Origin of the sequence: Sphingomonas sp. Ant H11, from assembly GCF_000797515.1 — a bacterium.
Taxonomy (GTDB): Bacteria; Pseudomonadota; Alphaproteobacteria; order Sphingomonadales; family Sphingomonadaceae; genus Sphingomonas.
The window spans coordinates 36,645-53,165 of sequence record NZ_JSBN01000063.1; the positions used below are offsets into that span (position 1 = coordinate 36,645).

Sequence of the window (16,521 nt, forward strand, 5' to 3'; positions counted from 1 at the left end):
ACACTGCTCAGTCGCTGTACCTCATCCGCGTCGGCGCACGCTTTAAGTTCTAACGCGCTCTTACCCTAAGAAAGTTGGCCGCCGTCCCCTGGGACGGCGGCCTTTTTTTTTTTAACTCTGCGGCCCGCCCGGCGTGAACGTCAGCTCGCCCCTGCTTCCGCCACCTTCGCATAGATGGAGGTGATCGGCCGCGCGAACACCCGGCCCACCATCGGCTCGAAAAAGGATAGCGGCGCGCTGTCGTAATTCGGGTCGAAGGCAGCCTGATCGTATTTCTCGCAAAACTCTGCGCACGCCTCGAAATGCGGATGGCTGCGGTACGATTCGCGCATGTCGCGGTCGCCGCCGATGTAATGGAAGAAATAATAGCCCTGGAACACGCCGTGCGTGTTGGCGATCCAGTGCAGTTGGTCCGACACGAACGGACGCAACATCGCCGCGCCGATCTCGGGATGATTGAAGGTCCCCAGCGTGTCGCCAATGTCGTGCAACAGCGCCATCACCACATAGGCTTCATCGCGGCCATCGCGGTACGCGCGCGTCGCGGTTTGCAGTGAATGTTCGAGCCGATCGACCGGGAAGCCGCCATAATCGCCGTCCAGCAACTGCAAATGCGTCAGCACCCGCGCAGGCAAGCCCTTGGCGAAATCGGCGAAATGGCCGGAGATGATCTTCCAGTCGGCCTGGGTGCCATGCTCCATCGCGCTGAAGCGCGCGCGGTCGGGCTGATGGTTCATGCGGCTCTCTCTCCTCTCGTCTTCCTCCGCTTGTTATGCAGCGCGAGGGCCCGCCTTATCGCGGTGGCGCGGACGATAGCGTACTTTGCGCATCGCTCCCAGCCGGGCTAAGACTGCCCCATGTCGCTTCCCCCCCAACCCGCGATCCTTTCGCGGCCCTTCTTCGAGGACAAGAACCGCGCCTTCTGGACGCTGCAGGCGGCGGGGTGGACTGGCTATCTGATCCTGCGCAGCGTTTCGAGCATTTCGAACGCCAGCGACATGACCAGCATGGTGCCGGTCGTGATCGAATCGATCGTGGGATACAGCATCACCTTGCTGCTCTCGACGCTGTATCATTATTACCGTCGCCAGCCGCGCTTTGCGATGGCAATCCTGACGGTGCTGACACTCGCCGCTGCGACTCTGGTCTATGCGGTGCTCGACGCCTTTTCGTTTTCCTTCATCAACGCGCGCAACCCCGGGCTTAACCTCGGGCTGGTATTGGGCACGATCTTCCTCAACTTCACCGTGCTCGCCGGGTGGACCGCGTTGTATTTCGGGATCAATTTCTATCTGATCGTCGAGGATCAGATCGACCAGCTCGCCGCGCTCGAGAACACCGCTTCCTCGGCGCAGCTGGCGATGCTGCGCTATCAGCTCAACCCGCATTTCCTGTTCAACACGCTCAACTCCATTTCCACGCTGGTGCTGCTGAAAGAGACCGAGCGCGCCAACGCCATGCTCGGGCGACTATCCTCGTTCCTGCGCTATACGTTGGCCAACGAACCGACCGCCAATGTGACGGTGGTGCAAGAGTTCGAAACGCTGAAGCTCTATCTCGAAATCGAGAAGATGCGCTTCGAGGATCGGTTGCGGCCGACCTTCGAGCTCGATCCGCGGGTCGCCAAGGCGCGGCTACCGTCGTTGCTGCTGCAGCCACTGGTCGAGAATGCGATCAAATATGCGGTGACGCCGCAGGAAGACGGTGCCGAAATCGCGGTAACGGCGCGGCTCGCCGGGGATAGGGTGCAGATCGTCGTATCCGACACCGGCCCCGGCTTGAACGAAAGCAGGGGACGGCCGAGCGTTTCTGCGAGCCAGACCCTTTCAACCGGGGTCGGGCTTGCCAATATCAGGGAAAGACTGGCCCAGGCTTATGGGCCGGACCATAGATTCGAGACGCGATCGATCCCGGGGGGCGGTTTCGGGGTCGAGATCGAAATCCCGTTCCAGCTCGAGGAACCGAAGAAAGAGGCCGCATGACGATCCGCACCATCCTCGTCGACGACGAAAAACTGGCAACCCAGGGCCTCGCCCTGCGGCTGGCCGCCCATGAAGATGTGGAGATCATCGATACCTGCCAGAATGGCCGCGAGGCCATCCGCTCGATCAAGACCAACAAACCCGACCTCGTTTTTCTCGACATTCAAATGCCCGGCTTTGACGGCTTTTCGGTCGTCCAGGGGCTGATGGAGGTAGAACCACCGTTATTCGTGTTCGTGACCGCTTATTCCGACCATGCGCTAAAGGCGTTCGAGACCGACGCGGTCGATTATCTGATGAAACCGGTCGAAGAGAGTCGCCTCGCCGACACGCTCGACCGTGTGCGCCAGCGCCTGACCGAAAAGCGCGGAATCGAGGAGGTCGACCGGCTGAAGGAAGTGATCGCCGAGATCGCGCCGGACTCGGTCGAGACGCTCACCGATGGCGGGGAACAGGTTTCATCCAACCGCTTCGAAAAGCTCATCAACATCAAGGATCGCGGGCAGATCTTCCGCGTCGACGTCGACACGATCGAACTGATCGAGGCCGCCGGTGACTATATGGTCATCAAGACCGGCGACAATTCGCTGGTGCTGCGCGAGACGATGAAGGATCTCGAACGCCGCCTCGACCCGCGCCGCTTCCAGCGCGTCCACCGCTCGACCATCGTCAACCTCGATTTGGTCAAAGAGGTAAAGCCGCACACCAATGGCGAATGCTTCCTGGTGCTGCAGTCGAACGCGCAGGTGAAGGTGTCGCGCAGCTATCGCGACGTGGTGGCGCGCTTCGTCCACTGAACCCAATCTCCGTCACCCCGGGCTTGTCCCGGGGTCCACCCCTGCCAATGACACGCGCGCGCAGGACACGCGGCACGGTGGATGCCGGGACAAGCCCGGCATGACGGTTATTTTGCGTTAAGCGTCGGTCTCGGCACCCTCGGCCGGCCGCTCGAACCAGGCCTCGACCTCACCCGACAGCTTCAGCGTCAGCGGCTGTCCATGGCGATCGACCTTCTTGCCCAGGGCAACGCGAATCCAGCCTTCGGAGCGGCTATATTCCTCCACGTCATGGCGCTGTGCGCCTTTGAAGCGAATGCCGATGCCGCGCGACAGCGCCGCTTCGTCATAATGCGGGCTGCGCGGGTTGGAAGACAGGCGGTCGGGGGGGAGATCGGTCTCGGTCATGATTGCGGCTCATGGCGCAAAATGGGCGCGTACGCCAGATACGAAAACGGCGCGGAGCCGAAGCCCCGCGCCGTGTTGCCGATCGCTCCGCGATCAATCGCAGACGCGGACGCGGACCCAATCGTCATAATAGCGATCGTAGCGCCGCTCGATCCAGCAGCGGTCATAGCCCGCACGCGCGCGATAGGCGTAATAGCCGTCATTGGGGTAGTAACCGTGGCTGCGGTAATACCGGTCGTCATAATAACGATCGTAGCCGCGCTCGCGGTAATAGTCGTCGCGGTAGCGATCATTGCGGTTCGACGCGAGCGCGGCACCCACTGCAAGCCCAGCGATACCCGCGACGATGGCGGTGCCGGTGCCGTCATTATGGCCATAATAGCGATGGCCCCATCCGCCACCCCAGCGCTGCGCCTCCGCCGGAGCCGCCGCCGTCAGAGCCGTCGCGCCGAGCGCCGCTGCCAGACCGATCTTCTTCAACAGGCTGTTCATCTCGAATCTCCTCACTCCAGCAGCCCTGCATGCATCTCCCTATAACGCATTGGCGGACTAGCTTGTTGCAACCAATATGCGAGTCGCCCTGAATGCGGGCGGAATGGTGTGTTTAACCGGTGTTCAGCGAAGGAAAGTCGCGATGGCCTATTGGCTGCTCAAATCCGAACCCGACAGCTACAGTTGGGATGATCTGCTGGCCGAGGGCAGCACCGAATGGACCGGCGTGCGCAACGCCGCCGCCGCCTTGCATCTGAAGGCGATGCAGGTCGGCGACCGGGCCTTTTTTCTACCATAGCGGCGGTCCCAAGGAGATTGTCGGAACGGTCGAGATCGCGCGCACCGCCCGGCCCGATGGCGACGATCCGCGCTGGGTGTCCGTCGCGGTCAAACCGCTCGCCGCTTTGCCACGGCCCGTCCCGCTGGCGACGATCAAGGCAACGCCGGGGCTTGCCGATCTGGCGATGCTGCGCCAGTCGCGGCTTTCGGTATCGCCCGTGCGCGACGCCGAATGGACGACATTGCTGGCGCTGGGTGAAGGGTAAGGGTTTGATGCGGGTTCGCGCGTTGCTGTTGATCGGGGCGCTCGCGCTCGTCACCGCTGCCAAGGCACCCCCTGCCCCCGCCCCCTTCCCGCGAACCCGCAATCGTGCGCGTGCGGCTGGTGACAGGCGCGGGGCCGATCGTGATCGCGCTCGATGCGCGCCATGCCCCGGCGACGGTCGCCAATTTCCTCGCCTATGTCGACGATGGCCGGTTCGAAGGCACCAGCTTCTACCGCGCGACACGCCGCAAGACCGCGCCCAAAACGGGTTTCGTGCAAGGCGGCATCGGCACCGATGCGCACCGCATGCTCGGTCTGGTGCCGCTCGAGCCGACCAGCCAGACCGGGATCAAGCATCTCGACGGCGTGCTGTCGATGGCGCGCTATGACCGCACCGATTCGGCGACGGGGAACTTCTCGATCATGGTCGGCCCCAACCCCTCGCTCGACGCGCGACCGGGCTTTGTCGGCTATGCCGCCTTCGGGCGCGTGGTTGCAGGCATGGACGTGGTCAAGCGGATGCTCGCCGAGCCGACCTCTCCGGGCGGCGAGGGAGCGTTCAAGGGCCAGTTGATGGTCAAGCCGATCCCGATCCTGCGCGCCGAACGGCTCGACGGCGTGGCGAAACCGACCGGTGCGCCCAAGGTGTGGCAAATGCTCAAAGGCGTGAAGCGCTAGAGTCTAATTTTGAGGGAGAATCCACCTCCGTTCGCCTTGAGCCTGTCGAAGGGCCCTCTCCGCAAGAGAAGGGCTCGCATAGGGCCGGGGGCGGGGCTTCGACAGGCTCAGCCCGAACGGAATTGGGATGGTCCTCTTTAAGAGGAAGCGCCCCTAGCGCCCCCGCACGCAAAAAGGGCGGGGAATGTCGCCATCCCCCGCCCCTTCCGACACGCTAAGCCGTAAGGCTTAGAAGTGCGTGATCAGGCCCATCATCGGGCGGAAGCTGTGGAAATCACCATAAGTGTTCACTTCGGCACGGATGCGGACGCCGGCATTGCCGGTGATGCCCTTCAGGCCGATGTCCTTCGGGCCGAACTCGGTGCCGATCCCGTAGGTGATGTCGCCATACTGCTTCTTGCTGGTATTGCCGGTCGAGTAGGTCGAATAATGATCGAACTCGACCCACTGATAGCCGACCTTGCCGTAGAACATGCCGCTGTCACCGGCGCGCACGCCGAAACGACCGGCTGCGCCATATTCCCAGTTGATGTTGCCAGAGACGCCTTTGGCAAGATTGCCTTCCGCACCGACGAACACCGGCCCCAGCGGCACGTTGATGCCGGCCACGCCCTGTACCAACGCGCCTGCGAGACGGTAGTTGTTGCGCAGCGAGCCATCGGCGTTCAGCGCCTGCGGGATACCGTGGTTGCGCTCGTTATCGAACTGTTCCCAGCCGCCCATCACGCCGATGTAAGGCTCGATGCCAAACGCGCGCGAGCCGTCGGGTGCGGTCGGCGTGGTGTCTGCCGGTGCGGCCGGTGCGGCGTCCTGCGCGAAAGCCGGGACGCTGGCGAAAGCCGCCAAGGCGACGGCGGCGAGTTTGAAAGTACGCATAATAATGACCTTTGTTCGACTGTTAGGGGTGCCGACGATCGCGTCGGTGTCCCGCAGCCGACCCAACAAGGGTCATCACGCTAAGTTGCACTGCAGCAAGGATAAAGTCCTGACGGCCCGTTTCGTCACATATCTGCAACAGTTTCTTGCTGCAGGATGAACGAAACGGGGGGGTCTGGCAGCCGTGCCGCACTCGCTGCGTTCAGGCCTTGTGCGCGTAAAGCGAGCACCAGCCCGATGGCGCGATATCGCCCGCAACCAGCTTGCACGCCTTGGGGGCTTGCCACTGGAGGCAGGTGTCGCACCGCGCCTTCCCCTTGGGTTGGGGCTGATAATGGACAGCCGTTTGCGGCAGCTTGGTCGCGGCGGCAGCAGGTGCGGCGGCGACAGCGCCCACCAGCAACGCACCGCCCCCGGCCGCCGCAAGCGACAAGAGCCGACGACGCGACAAATCGGTGGATTTCGGATCGGTGGACATAGGTGCTCCTGTGGTGTTCGTGCGCTGGCAACGGGAACCGTCGCCATCGCGAGTGCAGCGCGACGGCGACGCGCCCCCGCGCGCGCTATGCGCCCTGCGGCGGAGCAAGCGAAAGCTGCGGAAGTTACTTATTGGGTGCCGCGTGGGCACCGATTAGGGCATCGCCCCATCGCCGCTCCGTCGCCGGCGATTTCTTCCACTGAGCGCCAAAAGCAGCGCAGCGCGTCAGCCCTGTCCCGCCATACCCCCAAACAAAAAAGGCCGGACGCTGTCGCGCCCGGCCCCGGTGTTACCACGCTCTCGCGTCGCTTACGACTGCTTCGCCCGCGCCGCGCGCTTGCGCTCGTTCGGGTCGAGGTAGCGCTTGCGCAGGCGGATCGACTTGGGCGTCACTTCAACCATTTCGTCATCGTCGATGTACGCAATCGCCTGTTCCAGCGTCATCTTCTTCGGCGGAGTGAGGCGGATCGCATCGTCCTTGCCGCCCGAAGCGCGGAAGTTGGTCAGCGCCTTGGTCTTCATCGGGTTGACTTCGAGATCGTCCGGCTTGGCGTTCTCGCCGACGATCATGCCCTCGTACAGCGCCTCGCCGTGCCCGACGAACAGGATGCCGCGCTCTTCGAGCGGCCCTAGCGCATAGCTATTCGCTTCGCCCGCCCCGTTCGAGATCAGCACGCCGTTCTTGCGGCCTTCGATATTGCCCTTGTGCGGGCCGTAACGCTCGAACAGGCGGTTCATGATGCCGGTGCCGCGCGTGTCCGACAGGAACTCGCCGTGATAGCCGATCATCCCGCGCGACGGCGCGGAGAAGGTGATGCGCGTCTTGCCGCCGGTTGACGGACGCATGTCGGTCAGCTCGGCTTTGCGCAGGTTCATCTTCTCGACGACGGTGCCCGAATATTCCTCGTCCACATCGATGATGACCGTTTCATATGGCTCGGTCTTCTTGCCGTCCTCATCTTCCTGGAACAGCACGCGCGGACGCGAAATGCCCAGTTCGAAACCCTCGCGGCGCATCGTCTCGATCAGCACGCCAAGCTGAAGCTCGCCGCGACCGGCGACTTCGAAGCTGTCCTTGTCGGCGGCTTCCACCACCTTCACGGCAACGTTCGATTCGGCTTCGCGGAACAAACGGTCGCGGATCATGCGGCTGGTCACCTTGGTGCCCTCACGCCCCGCCATCGGCGAATCGTTGACGGCAAAGCGCATCGACAGCGTGGGCGGATCGATCGGCTGTGCGTGCAGCGGCTCGGTCACGGTGATGTCGGCGATGGTGTTGGCGACGGTCGCGACGGTCAGACCGGCGAGGCTGATGATGTCGCCTGCCTTGGCTTCGTCGACCGGCACGCGGTCGAGCCCGCGGAACGACATGATCTTGGAGGCGCGACCGGTCTCGATGATCTTGCCATCATTGTCGAGCGCGTGGATCGGCTGGTTGACCTTGACCGTGCCCGAATTGACGCGGCCGGTCAGGATACGGCCGAGGAATGGATCGCGGTCGAGCAGCGTGACGAGGAAGGTGAACGGCACGCCTGCCACTTCCACGGCGGGTGGCGGAACGTGGCTGATGATCGTCTCGAACATCGGGATCAGCGTGCCTTCGCGCGCGTCCATGTCGGTCGAGGCATAGCCGTTGCGGCCCGAGGCGTAGAGCACGGGGAAATCGAGCTGCTCGTCATTCGCGTCCAACGACACGAACAGGTCGAACACTTCGTCCAGCACTTCCTGGATGCGCGCGTCGTTGCGATCGACCTTGTTGACCACGACGATCGGCTTCAGGCCCAGCGCCAGCGCCTTGCCGGTGACGAACTTGGTCTGCGGCATCGCGCCTTCCGACGAATCGACCAGCAGGACGACACCGTCGACCATCGACAGGATGCGCTCCACTTCGCCGCCGAAATCGGCGTGGCCGGGGGTATCGACGATGTTGATGCGCACGCTCTCGGTTTCGCCCGGCGGAGTCCAGTCGACCGAAGTCGGCTTGGCGAGAATGGTGATGCCGCGCTCTTTTTCGAGGTCGTTCGAATCCATCGCGCGCTCTTCGATGCGCTGGTTGTCGCGGAAGGTGCCGGACTGGCGGAAGAGCTGATCGACCAGAGTTGTCTTACCATGATCGACGTGTGCGATGATGGCCACGTTGCGGAGGCTCATGTCTGTCTCGTTACAAAATCGGGAAAAGGATCGCGTGCCCCTAGCCGAAACGGTGCGGTGCAACAAGGCCGGGCAACACACTGTGCTGCCCGGCCCGTTTCGATCAAGCTGAACGAAGTGCGGCGATCAGAACTTGCCGCTGACTTCGACGCCGTAAACGCGCGGTTCGCCACGGATATAGGTCGGAATACCGAAACCGCCACCGGTGTTGCCCGCGTCGATCAGATATTTACGGTCGAGCGCATTGCGGGCGAAACCGCCGATTTGATAACGCCCGCCCGCCAGCTCGACGCCCGCCCGGACGTTGACCAGTGCATAGCCGCCCTGGCTGATCGCCTCAGAATTGGGCAGCTCGAAATATTCCTTGCTCTGATAGGTGGCCGAGGGCGTGGCGTAGAAGGTCATGCTTCCGGCCGGAACGCGCAAGGTCGCGCCGCCCGAAGCGCTATATTTCGGCTGCAGGCGGAACTGCGCACCCGAATAGACGCCATAGGCCGGGTTATTGGCGATCTTGCCATCGACATAGGCAAAGTTGCCGAACAGCTGCAGCAGCGAATTGACCCGCCAATTGCCCTCCAGCTCGACGCCGGGGTTGCGCGCCTTGCCCGCGCTTTGCGTGGTGGTCTTGCCCGCGCCGTCGGTAACGGTCACCTGGAAGCCGTTATAATCCTGGTAGAAGACGCCGAGCGATCCGCTGAACGCGCCGATCTTGGCCTTGATACCGGCTTCGTAATTCCACACGACTTCGTCGGGCACCACTTGCAGGCTCGGCACCGCCACGCCACCCGAAGTCGCCGCGGACAATTGCACCACCGGCGAGCGGCGGCCTTTGCTGATCGTGGCATAAAGGTTGATGCCATCGGTCAAACGATACAGCGCGTTGAAGCGCGGCAGGATCGCCGAGAAACTGCGCTGCGCAGTGAACTTGACGCCGCCCGTGCTGACCGTGGGCAACAACGGCACGCCGGCAAGCACCGAATTGGGCTGCACCGAGCTGTAGCCCGACTTGCGCTTCTCGATCAGGATGCGCGCACCGGCGGTGAGTTCGAGCCGCGGGGTCGGCAGCCAGGTGCCGTCGGCGAAGACCGAATAGGTGTCGTTGGTGCCGTAGTTGGTGAAGACCGAGGAATACGGAATTGCGGTCGCCGAGCCGCGCGTCAACAGCGCGGTCGCCCCCGCCGCGGCAACGGTGCCATTCGGCAGGACGCAACCCGGGCCGCTCGGGATGCCAGCCGCGAGCAAGGCGGCGCGCGTCCCGGCGGGCAAGGCACCGGCGCAGGTCAGATAGGTGCCCTCTTCGGTCGAGAAGGGCACGCGCTGCAGATTGTTTTCGAAGAACGCGTTCCAGCCGAACGACGCGCGGTAGGTGTCGCCGGTGAAGTTGAAGCGGCCTTCATGGCTATATTGGTCGCCGCGCGCATCCTCGGCAAACTCCAGATACCAGGCCGGGCCGCCATCGGCGTCGAACACTTCGTTGCTGTTGAACTTGCGATAGCCGTTGACGGTGGTGAAGCTGACACCTGGGGCCAGTTCCGCCGTCAGCGTGAAGTTGGCGTCATAGACGTCACGCTTCAGGCCGAGCTTGGCGCCCCCCAGCACTTGCGCACTATAAGGCGAACCCGACAGTTCGGCGTAGCTATAGTCGCCGCCATTGCCGCCGGTCGGCGCTTGCGCGCGCGAACGGAACGCCGTGCCGGGGTTGCGCTGGCCGTCATAGGTCAGCACCAAAGTGGCGGTAAGCGCATCGGTCGGTGCCCAGCGCACCGAACCGCGAATGCCGCGCTGATCCTGACCATTGAGATCGTCTTGCTTGGTCTTGCCCTGATTCTGGTTGGGCACATTGGGGTCACCGGCGATGTTGCGGACAAAGCCGTCATGATATTTGTAGGCGAAGGCGAGACGCGCCGCGAGCGTGTCATTGCCGACATTGACGAAGCCCGAGACCTGGCCGCGATTGTAATTGCCGTAGGACGCAATGATCCCGGCCGAGGTTCCAGCCCTTGGCCGGGCCGAGATGATGTTCACCGCGCCAACTGCCGAGGCGGTGCCGAACAGCGTTGCCTGCGGCCCCTTCACGACTTCGATCCGCTCCAGATCGAACAGATCCTGATACGCGCCACGCGTGCGCGAAATATCGACGCCATTGTAATAAAGCGAAACGCGCGCGCCCTGCTGCGCCGAGCCGCTGTCCGAGGTGATGCCGCGGATCACGAAGCCGGGGTTATTGTCGCTCTGCTCCTGGATACGCAGGCCCGGGATATACATCGCGACTTCGGCGAGCGAATTGACACCAAGCTCCTGCATCTTGGCACCGGTCACTGCCGTCACCGTAATCGGCACGTCCTGGAGCTTCTGCTCGCGCTTCTGCGCGGTGACGATGATGTCACCGCCTTGCGCATCGGGCGTCTCCGCAGCGGTAGCCGACTGGGCGAGCGCCGCCGTTGACGAACAACCGAGGAGAACGCCCGCAAACGCGAGCGAGAAGGAACGACGCATCGATAACCCCTTTTGTTTTACACACTTTGTTGCGGTGCGGTATCGGCACCTCGCGTCGGATTCGGGTCTTTATCGTGACGATTGCGTGACAATTGGTGTATTATAAAAACGATACACTTGAACCCCGCAGCATTCCGCTTCATTTAGGGGCATCCCCGGCTGGAGTGACGACATGGCGACCGCTGCCGATAGCGAAACGACCCCCCTGGTGCTGACCCCACCTGACCCGGTGCCCGCGCTCGCGCCCGAAAAGGCGGTGGGTCTCGTCCCGGTCGAAGAGGCGTGCGCACCAAGCTGCAAGCCAAGGTCGCCGATTTCGTCGACGATCTCGTCGCGCAGGATGTGAACTCTCCCGAATTCGGCAAGCGCGTCGATGCCATCTCGGCGATGGGCCAGAAGGAAATCCGCGCCGCCGCCGATCAGTCGAACCGCTTTCTTGATCGCCCGGTCAAGGCGATGGACGGCGAGACCGGGATCGGTGCCGACCTTACCGAACTGCGCCGTACGATCGAAAAGCTCGATCCGTCGGTCAACGGCAAGCTCATTTCGGGCCGCGGCCTGCTGAGCAAGGTCTTTGGCGGCGGTATCAACACCTATTTCGACAAATATCGTTCCTCGCAATCGCACATTTCGGCGATCCTCAAGACGCTCGCGCGCGGCAAGGACGAGCTGTTGATGGACAATGCCGCGATCGACACCGAGCGCGCCAATCTGTGGACTGCAATGGGGCGGCTCGAACAGATGATCGTGCTGTCCAAGGAAATGGATGCGCGGCTGGAAGAGAAAGCCAACGATCTCGACCATAGCGACCCGGCCAAGGCCAAGGCGATCCGCGAAAGCGCGCTCTTCTATGTCCGCCAGCGCACGCAGGACCTGCTGACGCAAATGGCGGTGACGGTGCAGGGCTATCTTGCGCTCGATCTGGTCAAGAAGAACAATGTCGAGCTGGTGAAGGGGGTCGATCGCGCCTCCACCACCACCGTTTCCGCCTTGCGCACCGCGGTTACGGTGGCGCAGGCGCTGGCCAACCAGAAACTGGTGCTCGATCAGATCACCGCGCTCAACACGACCACCGCGAACATCATTGATGCGACGGGCAAGCTGCTGAAGTCGCAGACCGCGACCATCCACGAACAGGCCGCCGCCTCGACCATCCCGGTCGAAACGCTGCAGCGCGCCTTCCAGAACATCTATGACACGATGGACGCGATCGACAGCTTCAAGCTGAAAGCGCTCGATTCGATGAAGGCGACGGTCGGCACGCTGTCCAACGAAGTCGAAAAGTCGAAGGGCTATATCGCCCGCGCCGAGGGTGCCGCGCAGAACCGCCTGTCCGGCCCCGACGCCAGCTTCAAGCTGGAAGCGGAGTAGCGCGCGGTGACCGATGTCGATCGCCAGATCGCACGCGCCGGCGAATTGCTCGAGCGCACCCGCGCCGGTCGCGAGGCGCTGGTCAAGCGGCGGCGGCAAGGCACCGCCATCGCCCGACGCCTCACGCTGGCGGCAAGCGCCGACCTCGCGATCGTCGTCGCGGCGATCGCGATCGGCTGGTTCGTGCCGCTCGGCATGGGTGGCGCGCTGCTGGTCGGCGCGTTGCTGGTGGCGGTGACGCTGTTCCTGTTGTTCGCAACGCTGACCCCTGCGGTGCGCGCCGAGCAACTGACGCAAGTCCCGCTGAAAGCGCTGCCGCTGATGACCGAGCAATGGCTCGATACCCAGCGCAAGCTGCTGCCCGCGCCGGCGCAGACATTGGTCGACGGCATCGGCGTGAAGCTGGAAACGCTGTCGCCGCAACTCGCCACGCTCGACGAACGCGAACCCGTCGCCGCCGAAGTGCGCAAGCTGATCGGCGAGCAATTGCCCGAACTGCTCAAAGGCTATGCCAAGGTCCCCCCGCCCCTGCGCGGCGTCGCGCGGAACGGCAAGAGCCCCGATGCGCAACTGGCGGACGCGCTGAAGCTCATCGACGACGAGATCGGCGATATGTCGGCCCAGATCGCGCAGGGGGACCTCGACTCGCTCGAAACGCGTGGCCGGTTTCTGGAGATCAAGTATCGGGATGAGGTTTAGCGCACAACGGCCCTTGGTCGGATCGTCTCCCCATCCGTTCGTTTCGAGCGGGTTAAGACAAGGTCATCCTGCTTTAGCCCGGGAAGGCGTGGATTGCTGAAGGACGACCCCGCGCGGTCGGACAAACGCCGTCTTTGCTATGGTTGCCCCTTCTTGCCTGCTCAGACCGATAGCGTCCGCGCGCGTTCGCTCAGGCGTTCGACCGCCGCCGCATGGATGCCGGGCGCGGTCGCCAGCACGCCGAACGCTTGCGCGCGCGGCGTGTTGAAGGCAAGCGGCGCGCCAAAGGCATCGGTAACCGTTGCCCCCGCTTCCGCCGCGATCAGCGCGGCGGCGGCGACGTCCCATTCATAGCCCCAGCGCAGTGTCGCCACGAGATCGGCCTCATCCGCTGCCACCATCGCGATGCGCAACGCGATCGAATTGGGCTTCGCCACCGCGACCAGATCGCGGTCGGCCTTGGGCAGGCCATCGCTTGGCACGCGCGATCCGCTGAACACGCGCCGGTCGCCGACATGGATCGCAGCGCCATTGCGCGTCGCCCCGTGCCCCAAGACCGCCTGCCACACGTCATTGCGGGCAGGCGCATCCAAAATGCCGATCGTCACCCGGCCGTGCTCGACCAGCGCCACCGACACCGCCCAGCCGTCCCGCCCACGAATAAAGTCCCGAGTGCCATCGATCGGATCGACCACCCACACCCGCCCGCAGGCGAGACGGTCGGCATTGTCGGCGGTTTCCTCGGACAGCCATCCGGCGTCGGGCAACAACGCGGACAACCGCGCGTGGAGCAATGCGTTGACGTCGAGATCGACCTGGCTGACCGGGTCGTTCGGCCCCTTCTCCCAGCGGTGAAAATCGGTGCGCCAATGCCGCAGCGCCAGCGCCCCCGCCTCCTCGGCGATCGCTGCCACTGCGTCGGCCAGGCCCGCATCAGCCACTCGCCACCGTCATCCCCTCGATCCTGAGCGTCGGCACATTGGTACCATAGCGGAATTCCAGGTCGTTCGCGGGCGCAGGTTAAGGAACATATCCTTCAAATTGCCGGCAATGGTGAACTCGGCAACCGGCCCGGTAATCTCCCCCCGCTCGATCCGGAATCCCGCTGCCCCTCGGCTGTAATCACCGGTAACGCCGTTAACGCCCATGCCGATCAGCTCGGTGACGAACACGCCGTCGGTGATGTCGGCGATCAAGGTTTCCGGCGGGACATGTCCCGCCGCCATATGCAAATTGCTGGTCGAAACCCCGGGCGCGCCGCTCACGCCGCGCGCGGCATGGCCGGTCGGCTCGAGCCCCAATTGCCGCGCAGATGCGCTGTCGAGCAGCCAGCGTTCAAGCATCCCCGCCTCAATGATCGCGGTCGGCGACACCGGCAGCCCCTCGCCATCGAACGGGCGCGAGCGCAGGCCATGCGGGCGGTGCGGATCGTCGAGCACGGTCACGCCGCTCGCAAACACCTGCGTGCCGAGCGCCTCCAGCAGGAAGCTGGTCTTGCGCGTAATCGCCTGCCCCGAAATCGCCCCGGTCAGATGCCCGAGCAGGCTGGAGCCCACACGCGGATCGAACACCACCGTCATCGGCCCGCTGGCAAGCCGTCCGGGATTGACGCGGGCGACCGCGCGCTCGCCCGCGCGCGTGCCGATCACCTCGGGCGCTTCCAGCGCGCGCAAGTGGCGCGCCGAGCTATAGGCATAGTCGCGCACCATCGCCCCGCCCTCGCCCGCCAGTACGCTGGCCGACAGGCCATAACCGGTCGCGGCATAAGCGGCGGCAAAGCCGTGGCTGGTGGCGAGCGCCCAGATCGAGCGCGAGGCGCTGGCAGAGCCGCCCTCGCTATTGGTGACGCCCGCCACTGCCCGCGCGGCATCTTCTGCGGCCAGCGCCGCATCGCGCAGCCCCTCGGGGCTGGGCTCGCTGCCACCCTGCGCCAAATCGTCGATATCGAGCAACGGGGGGGGTGCCGTGCATCAGCCGCTCGGCCGGGGCGAGACCGGCCCAGGCATCCTCGGGTGCCTCGCGCGCCATCGCGATCGCGCGGTCGACCAAAGCGGCAAGGGCACCGTCCGACAGATCGGAGGTGGACACGCTCGCCGAACGCTTGCCGACGAACACGCGCAGGCCAAGCTCGGCGCTTTCCGAACGGCCGACATCCTCCAGCGCGCCCAGCCGCACCGAAATGTCGAGCGCGGTGTCGGCGGCATACACCGCATCGGCGGCATCGGCCCCGGCAGCGCGCGCGCGGGAGACGATAGCGGCGGCGCGATCGCGCCCTTGGTCTGGTGTCAACATGCCTTTGGACTTAGGAGCGGCAACACGCCCGCGCAACCACGCGCGACCTCGATCAATAGGGCCAGGGCGTGCCCACCACCACACAGGCGAGAAACATCAGCAACCCGGCAAAGCGGTTGGAGCGGAAGCGGTGCAGCGCCCCCGCACCATCATCCGGCGACAGGGTCGCGACTTGCCAGGCGAAATGCCCCGCCACCGGCAGCAATGCGACCAGCGCCAGCCAATCGGGCCGCAACACCCAGATCGCCCCCGCCCACAGCACCAGCGCCGCCAGATAGAACAGGCCGACGCCCAACCGCACCCGCGCGCCCATCCGCAGCGCCGAGGAGCGCACCCCGATCAGCGCATCATCCTCACGGTCCTGCAGCGCGTAGATCGTGTCATAGCCGACCACCCAGCAAATCGACCCGGCATAGAGCAGCAGGCCGGGCGCGGTGAGCGCGCCCATGATGTCGCTCCACCCGACCAATGCCGCCCAGGAAAAGACGAGGCCCAACCACACTTGCGGCCACCAGGTAATGCGCTTCATGAAGGGATAGGCAGCGACCGGGGCAAGGCTCAGCAGCGCGACCACGCCCGCATACAGGGTGAGTTGCAGCAGCACGAGCAACCCGAGCAGGCACAGCACCGCCAGCCACACCCATGCCGCCTTCAACGAGACCGCCCCGCTCGCCAAAGGTCGTGCGGCAGTGCGCGCCACTTGCCGGTCGAGATCGCGGTCGACAATGTCGTTATACACGCAGCCCGCGCCGCGCATGGCGATGCTGCCGAGCAGCAGCCACAGGATCAAATCCCAGCGCGACACCGCCCCGCCTGCCAGCGCGACGCCCCACGCCCCCCGGCCAGAACAATAGCCACCACCCGATCGTCGATCGAATCGCGCCAGCAGCGCAAACGGGCGCACCGCAGCGGGCAACAGGCCGACAAGGCCGCGATGTTCGGTATCGGGGGTAAGATCGGCAGCAGTCATGCGCGCTCCATGCACCAGCCAGCGGCCGCGCAACAGCCCCGGCGCGCATAGCCTCGACTTCGCCACGCTCCGCGCCGATAGCGGTGCCAAGACCCGAATAAGGGCGCAGTTTTCCCAAAGGCGGGCAGCGTGATCCATCTCTCCGTCGCGATCGGGCGGTTCTTCGAGGCGTTGCTGTGGGCGGTGGCGCGCGGCGTCGGCGTAATGGCGGGATGGGCGCTGCTGGGGGTGGTCGGACTTGCCCTGTTCGCCGTGGCGCTGCGGGCGCTGTGGCAGGGACGCAAGTGAACGCCGCCGATTTGCCAGGC

Annotated in this window: 13 protein-coding genes and 4 pseudogenes; 7 read left to right on the forward strand and 10 right to left on the reverse strand. The window is 64.4% G+C overall.

What is annotated here, in order from left to right; all coding sequences use genetic code 11:
• Positions 1-140 precede the first annotated feature (140 nt).
• Positions 141-737 carry an HD domain-containing protein gene (locus NW75_RS12765; RefSeq protein ID WP_033965577.1) on the reverse strand — a complete coding sequence of 199 codons (597 nt, stop codon included), beginning with the start codon at positions 735-737 and terminating at the stop codon, positions 141-143.
• Positions 738-857: 120 nt separating this feature from the next.
• Here NW75_RS12765 and NW75_RS12770 point away from each other — a divergent pair, with 120 nt between their 5' ends.
• Together NW75_RS12770 and NW75_RS12775 are read left to right on the forward strand one after the other, a co-directional pair.
• Positions 858-1,982, forward strand: a complete 1,125-nt coding sequence (locus tag NW75_RS12770; RefSeq protein ID WP_033965578.1) for a sensor histidine kinase — start codon at positions 858-860, stop codon at positions 1,980-1,982.
• Positions 1,979-2,779: a LytR/AlgR family response regulator transcription factor gene (locus NW75_RS12775; RefSeq protein WP_010404257.1), complete on the forward strand. Its 801-nt coding sequence runs from the start codon at positions 1,979-1,981 to the stop codon at positions 2,777-2,779. The genes NW75_RS12770 and NW75_RS12775 overlap by 4 nt, the downstream gene beginning before the upstream one ends.
• A gap of 117 nt (positions 2,780-2,896) precedes the next feature.
• On the opposite strand, the gene NW75_RS12780 is transcribed toward NW75_RS12775, so the two are convergent.
• Positions 2,897-3,166 (reverse strand): DUF3297 family protein, encoded by a 270-nt coding sequence (locus NW75_RS12780; RefSeq protein ID WP_033965580.1) that lies wholly within the window; start codon positions 3,164-3,166, stop codon positions 2,897-2,899.
• A gap of 93 nt (positions 3,167-3,259) precedes the next feature.
• Complete coding sequence (locus NW75_RS12785) at positions 3,260-3,658, reverse strand: hypothetical protein (protein WP_033965581.1); 399 nt, start codon at positions 3,656-3,658, stop codon at positions 3,260-3,262.
• 142 nt (positions 3,659-3,800) lie between these two features.
• Here NW75_RS12785 and NW75_RS12790 point away from each other — a divergent pair.
• Positions 3,801-4,203 (forward strand): annotated as a pseudogene (locus NW75_RS12790) (EVE domain-containing protein).
• A 104-nt stretch (positions 4,204-4,307) separates the two neighbouring features.
• The gene (locus NW75_RS12795; protein WP_443024470.1) at positions 4,308-4,880 is read left to right on the forward strand and encodes a peptidylprolyl isomerase; all 573 of its coding nucleotides are present in this window, start codon (positions 4,308-4,310) and stop codon (positions 4,878-4,880) included.
• 228 nt (positions 4,881-5,108) lie between these two features.
• Here NW75_RS12795 and NW75_RS12800 read toward each other — a convergent pair whose 3' ends face one another.
• The 4 genes from NW75_RS12800 to NW75_RS12815 form a co-directional block, all read right to left on the reverse strand.
• Positions 5,109-5,756 carry an outer membrane protein gene (locus NW75_RS12800; RefSeq protein WP_033965583.1) on the reverse strand — a complete coding sequence of 216 codons (648 nt, stop codon included), beginning with the start codon at positions 5,754-5,756 and terminating at the stop codon, positions 5,109-5,111.
• A gap of 202 nt (positions 5,757-5,958) precedes the next feature.
• Positions 5,959-6,234: a hypothetical protein gene (locus NW75_RS12805; protein ID WP_033965584.1), complete on the reverse strand. Its 276-nt coding sequence runs from the start codon at positions 6,232-6,234 to the stop codon at positions 5,959-5,961.
• 309 nt (positions 6,235-6,543) lie between these two features.
• A complete protein-coding gene (typA, locus tag NW75_RS12810; protein ID WP_033965586.1) occupies positions 6,544-8,385 on the reverse strand; it encodes a translational GTPase TypA in 1,842 nt (613 codons plus the stop codon).
• 126 nt (positions 8,386-8,511) lie between these two features.
• Entirely contained in the window at positions 8,512-10,881 is a 2,370-nt protein-coding gene (locus NW75_RS12815) for a TonB-dependent receptor (protein ID WP_033965587.1), read from the reverse strand.
• A 172-nt stretch (positions 10,882-11,053) separates the two neighbouring features.
• Here NW75_RS12815 and NW75_RS12820 point away from each other — a divergent pair.
• Both NW75_RS12820 and NW75_RS12825 read left to right on the forward strand, forming a co-directional pair.
• Positions 11,054-12,252: pseudogene (locus NW75_RS12820) on the forward strand (toxic anion resistance protein).
• Between the two features lie 6 nt (positions 12,253-12,258).
• Entirely contained in the window at positions 12,259-12,951 is a 693-nt protein-coding gene (locus tag NW75_RS12825) for a hypothetical protein (protein WP_033965588.1), read from the forward strand.
• 161 nt (positions 12,952-13,112) lie between these two features.
• On the opposite strand, the gene NW75_RS12830 is transcribed toward NW75_RS12825, so the two are convergent.
• The 3 genes and pseudogenes from NW75_RS12830 to ubiA form a co-directional block, all read right to left on the reverse strand.
• Positions 13,113-13,892 (reverse strand): 3'(2'),5'-bisphosphate nucleotidase CysQ, encoded by a 780-nt coding sequence (locus tag NW75_RS12830; protein ID WP_033965589.1) that lies wholly within the window; start codon positions 13,890-13,892, stop codon positions 13,113-13,115.
• Positions 13,885-15,243: pseudogene (locus tag NW75_RS12835) on the reverse strand (TldD/PmbA family protein). The gene NW75_RS12830 and the pseudogene NW75_RS12835 overlap by 8 nt, the downstream one beginning before the upstream one ends.
• Before the next feature lie 52 nt (positions 15,244-15,295).
• Positions 15,296-16,213: pseudogene (ubiA, locus tag NW75_RS12840) on the reverse strand (4-hydroxybenzoate octaprenyltransferase).
• A gap of 129 nt (positions 16,214-16,342) precedes the next feature.
• On the opposite strand from ubiA, the gene NW75_RS25185 reads away from it, so the two are divergent.
• Positions 16,343-16,501 carry a hypothetical protein gene (locus NW75_RS25185; protein WP_033965590.1) on the forward strand — a complete coding sequence of 53 codons (159 nt, stop codon included), beginning with the start codon at positions 16,343-16,345 and terminating at the stop codon, positions 16,499-16,501.
• The last annotated feature ends 20 nt before the right edge of the window (positions 16,502-16,521 follow it).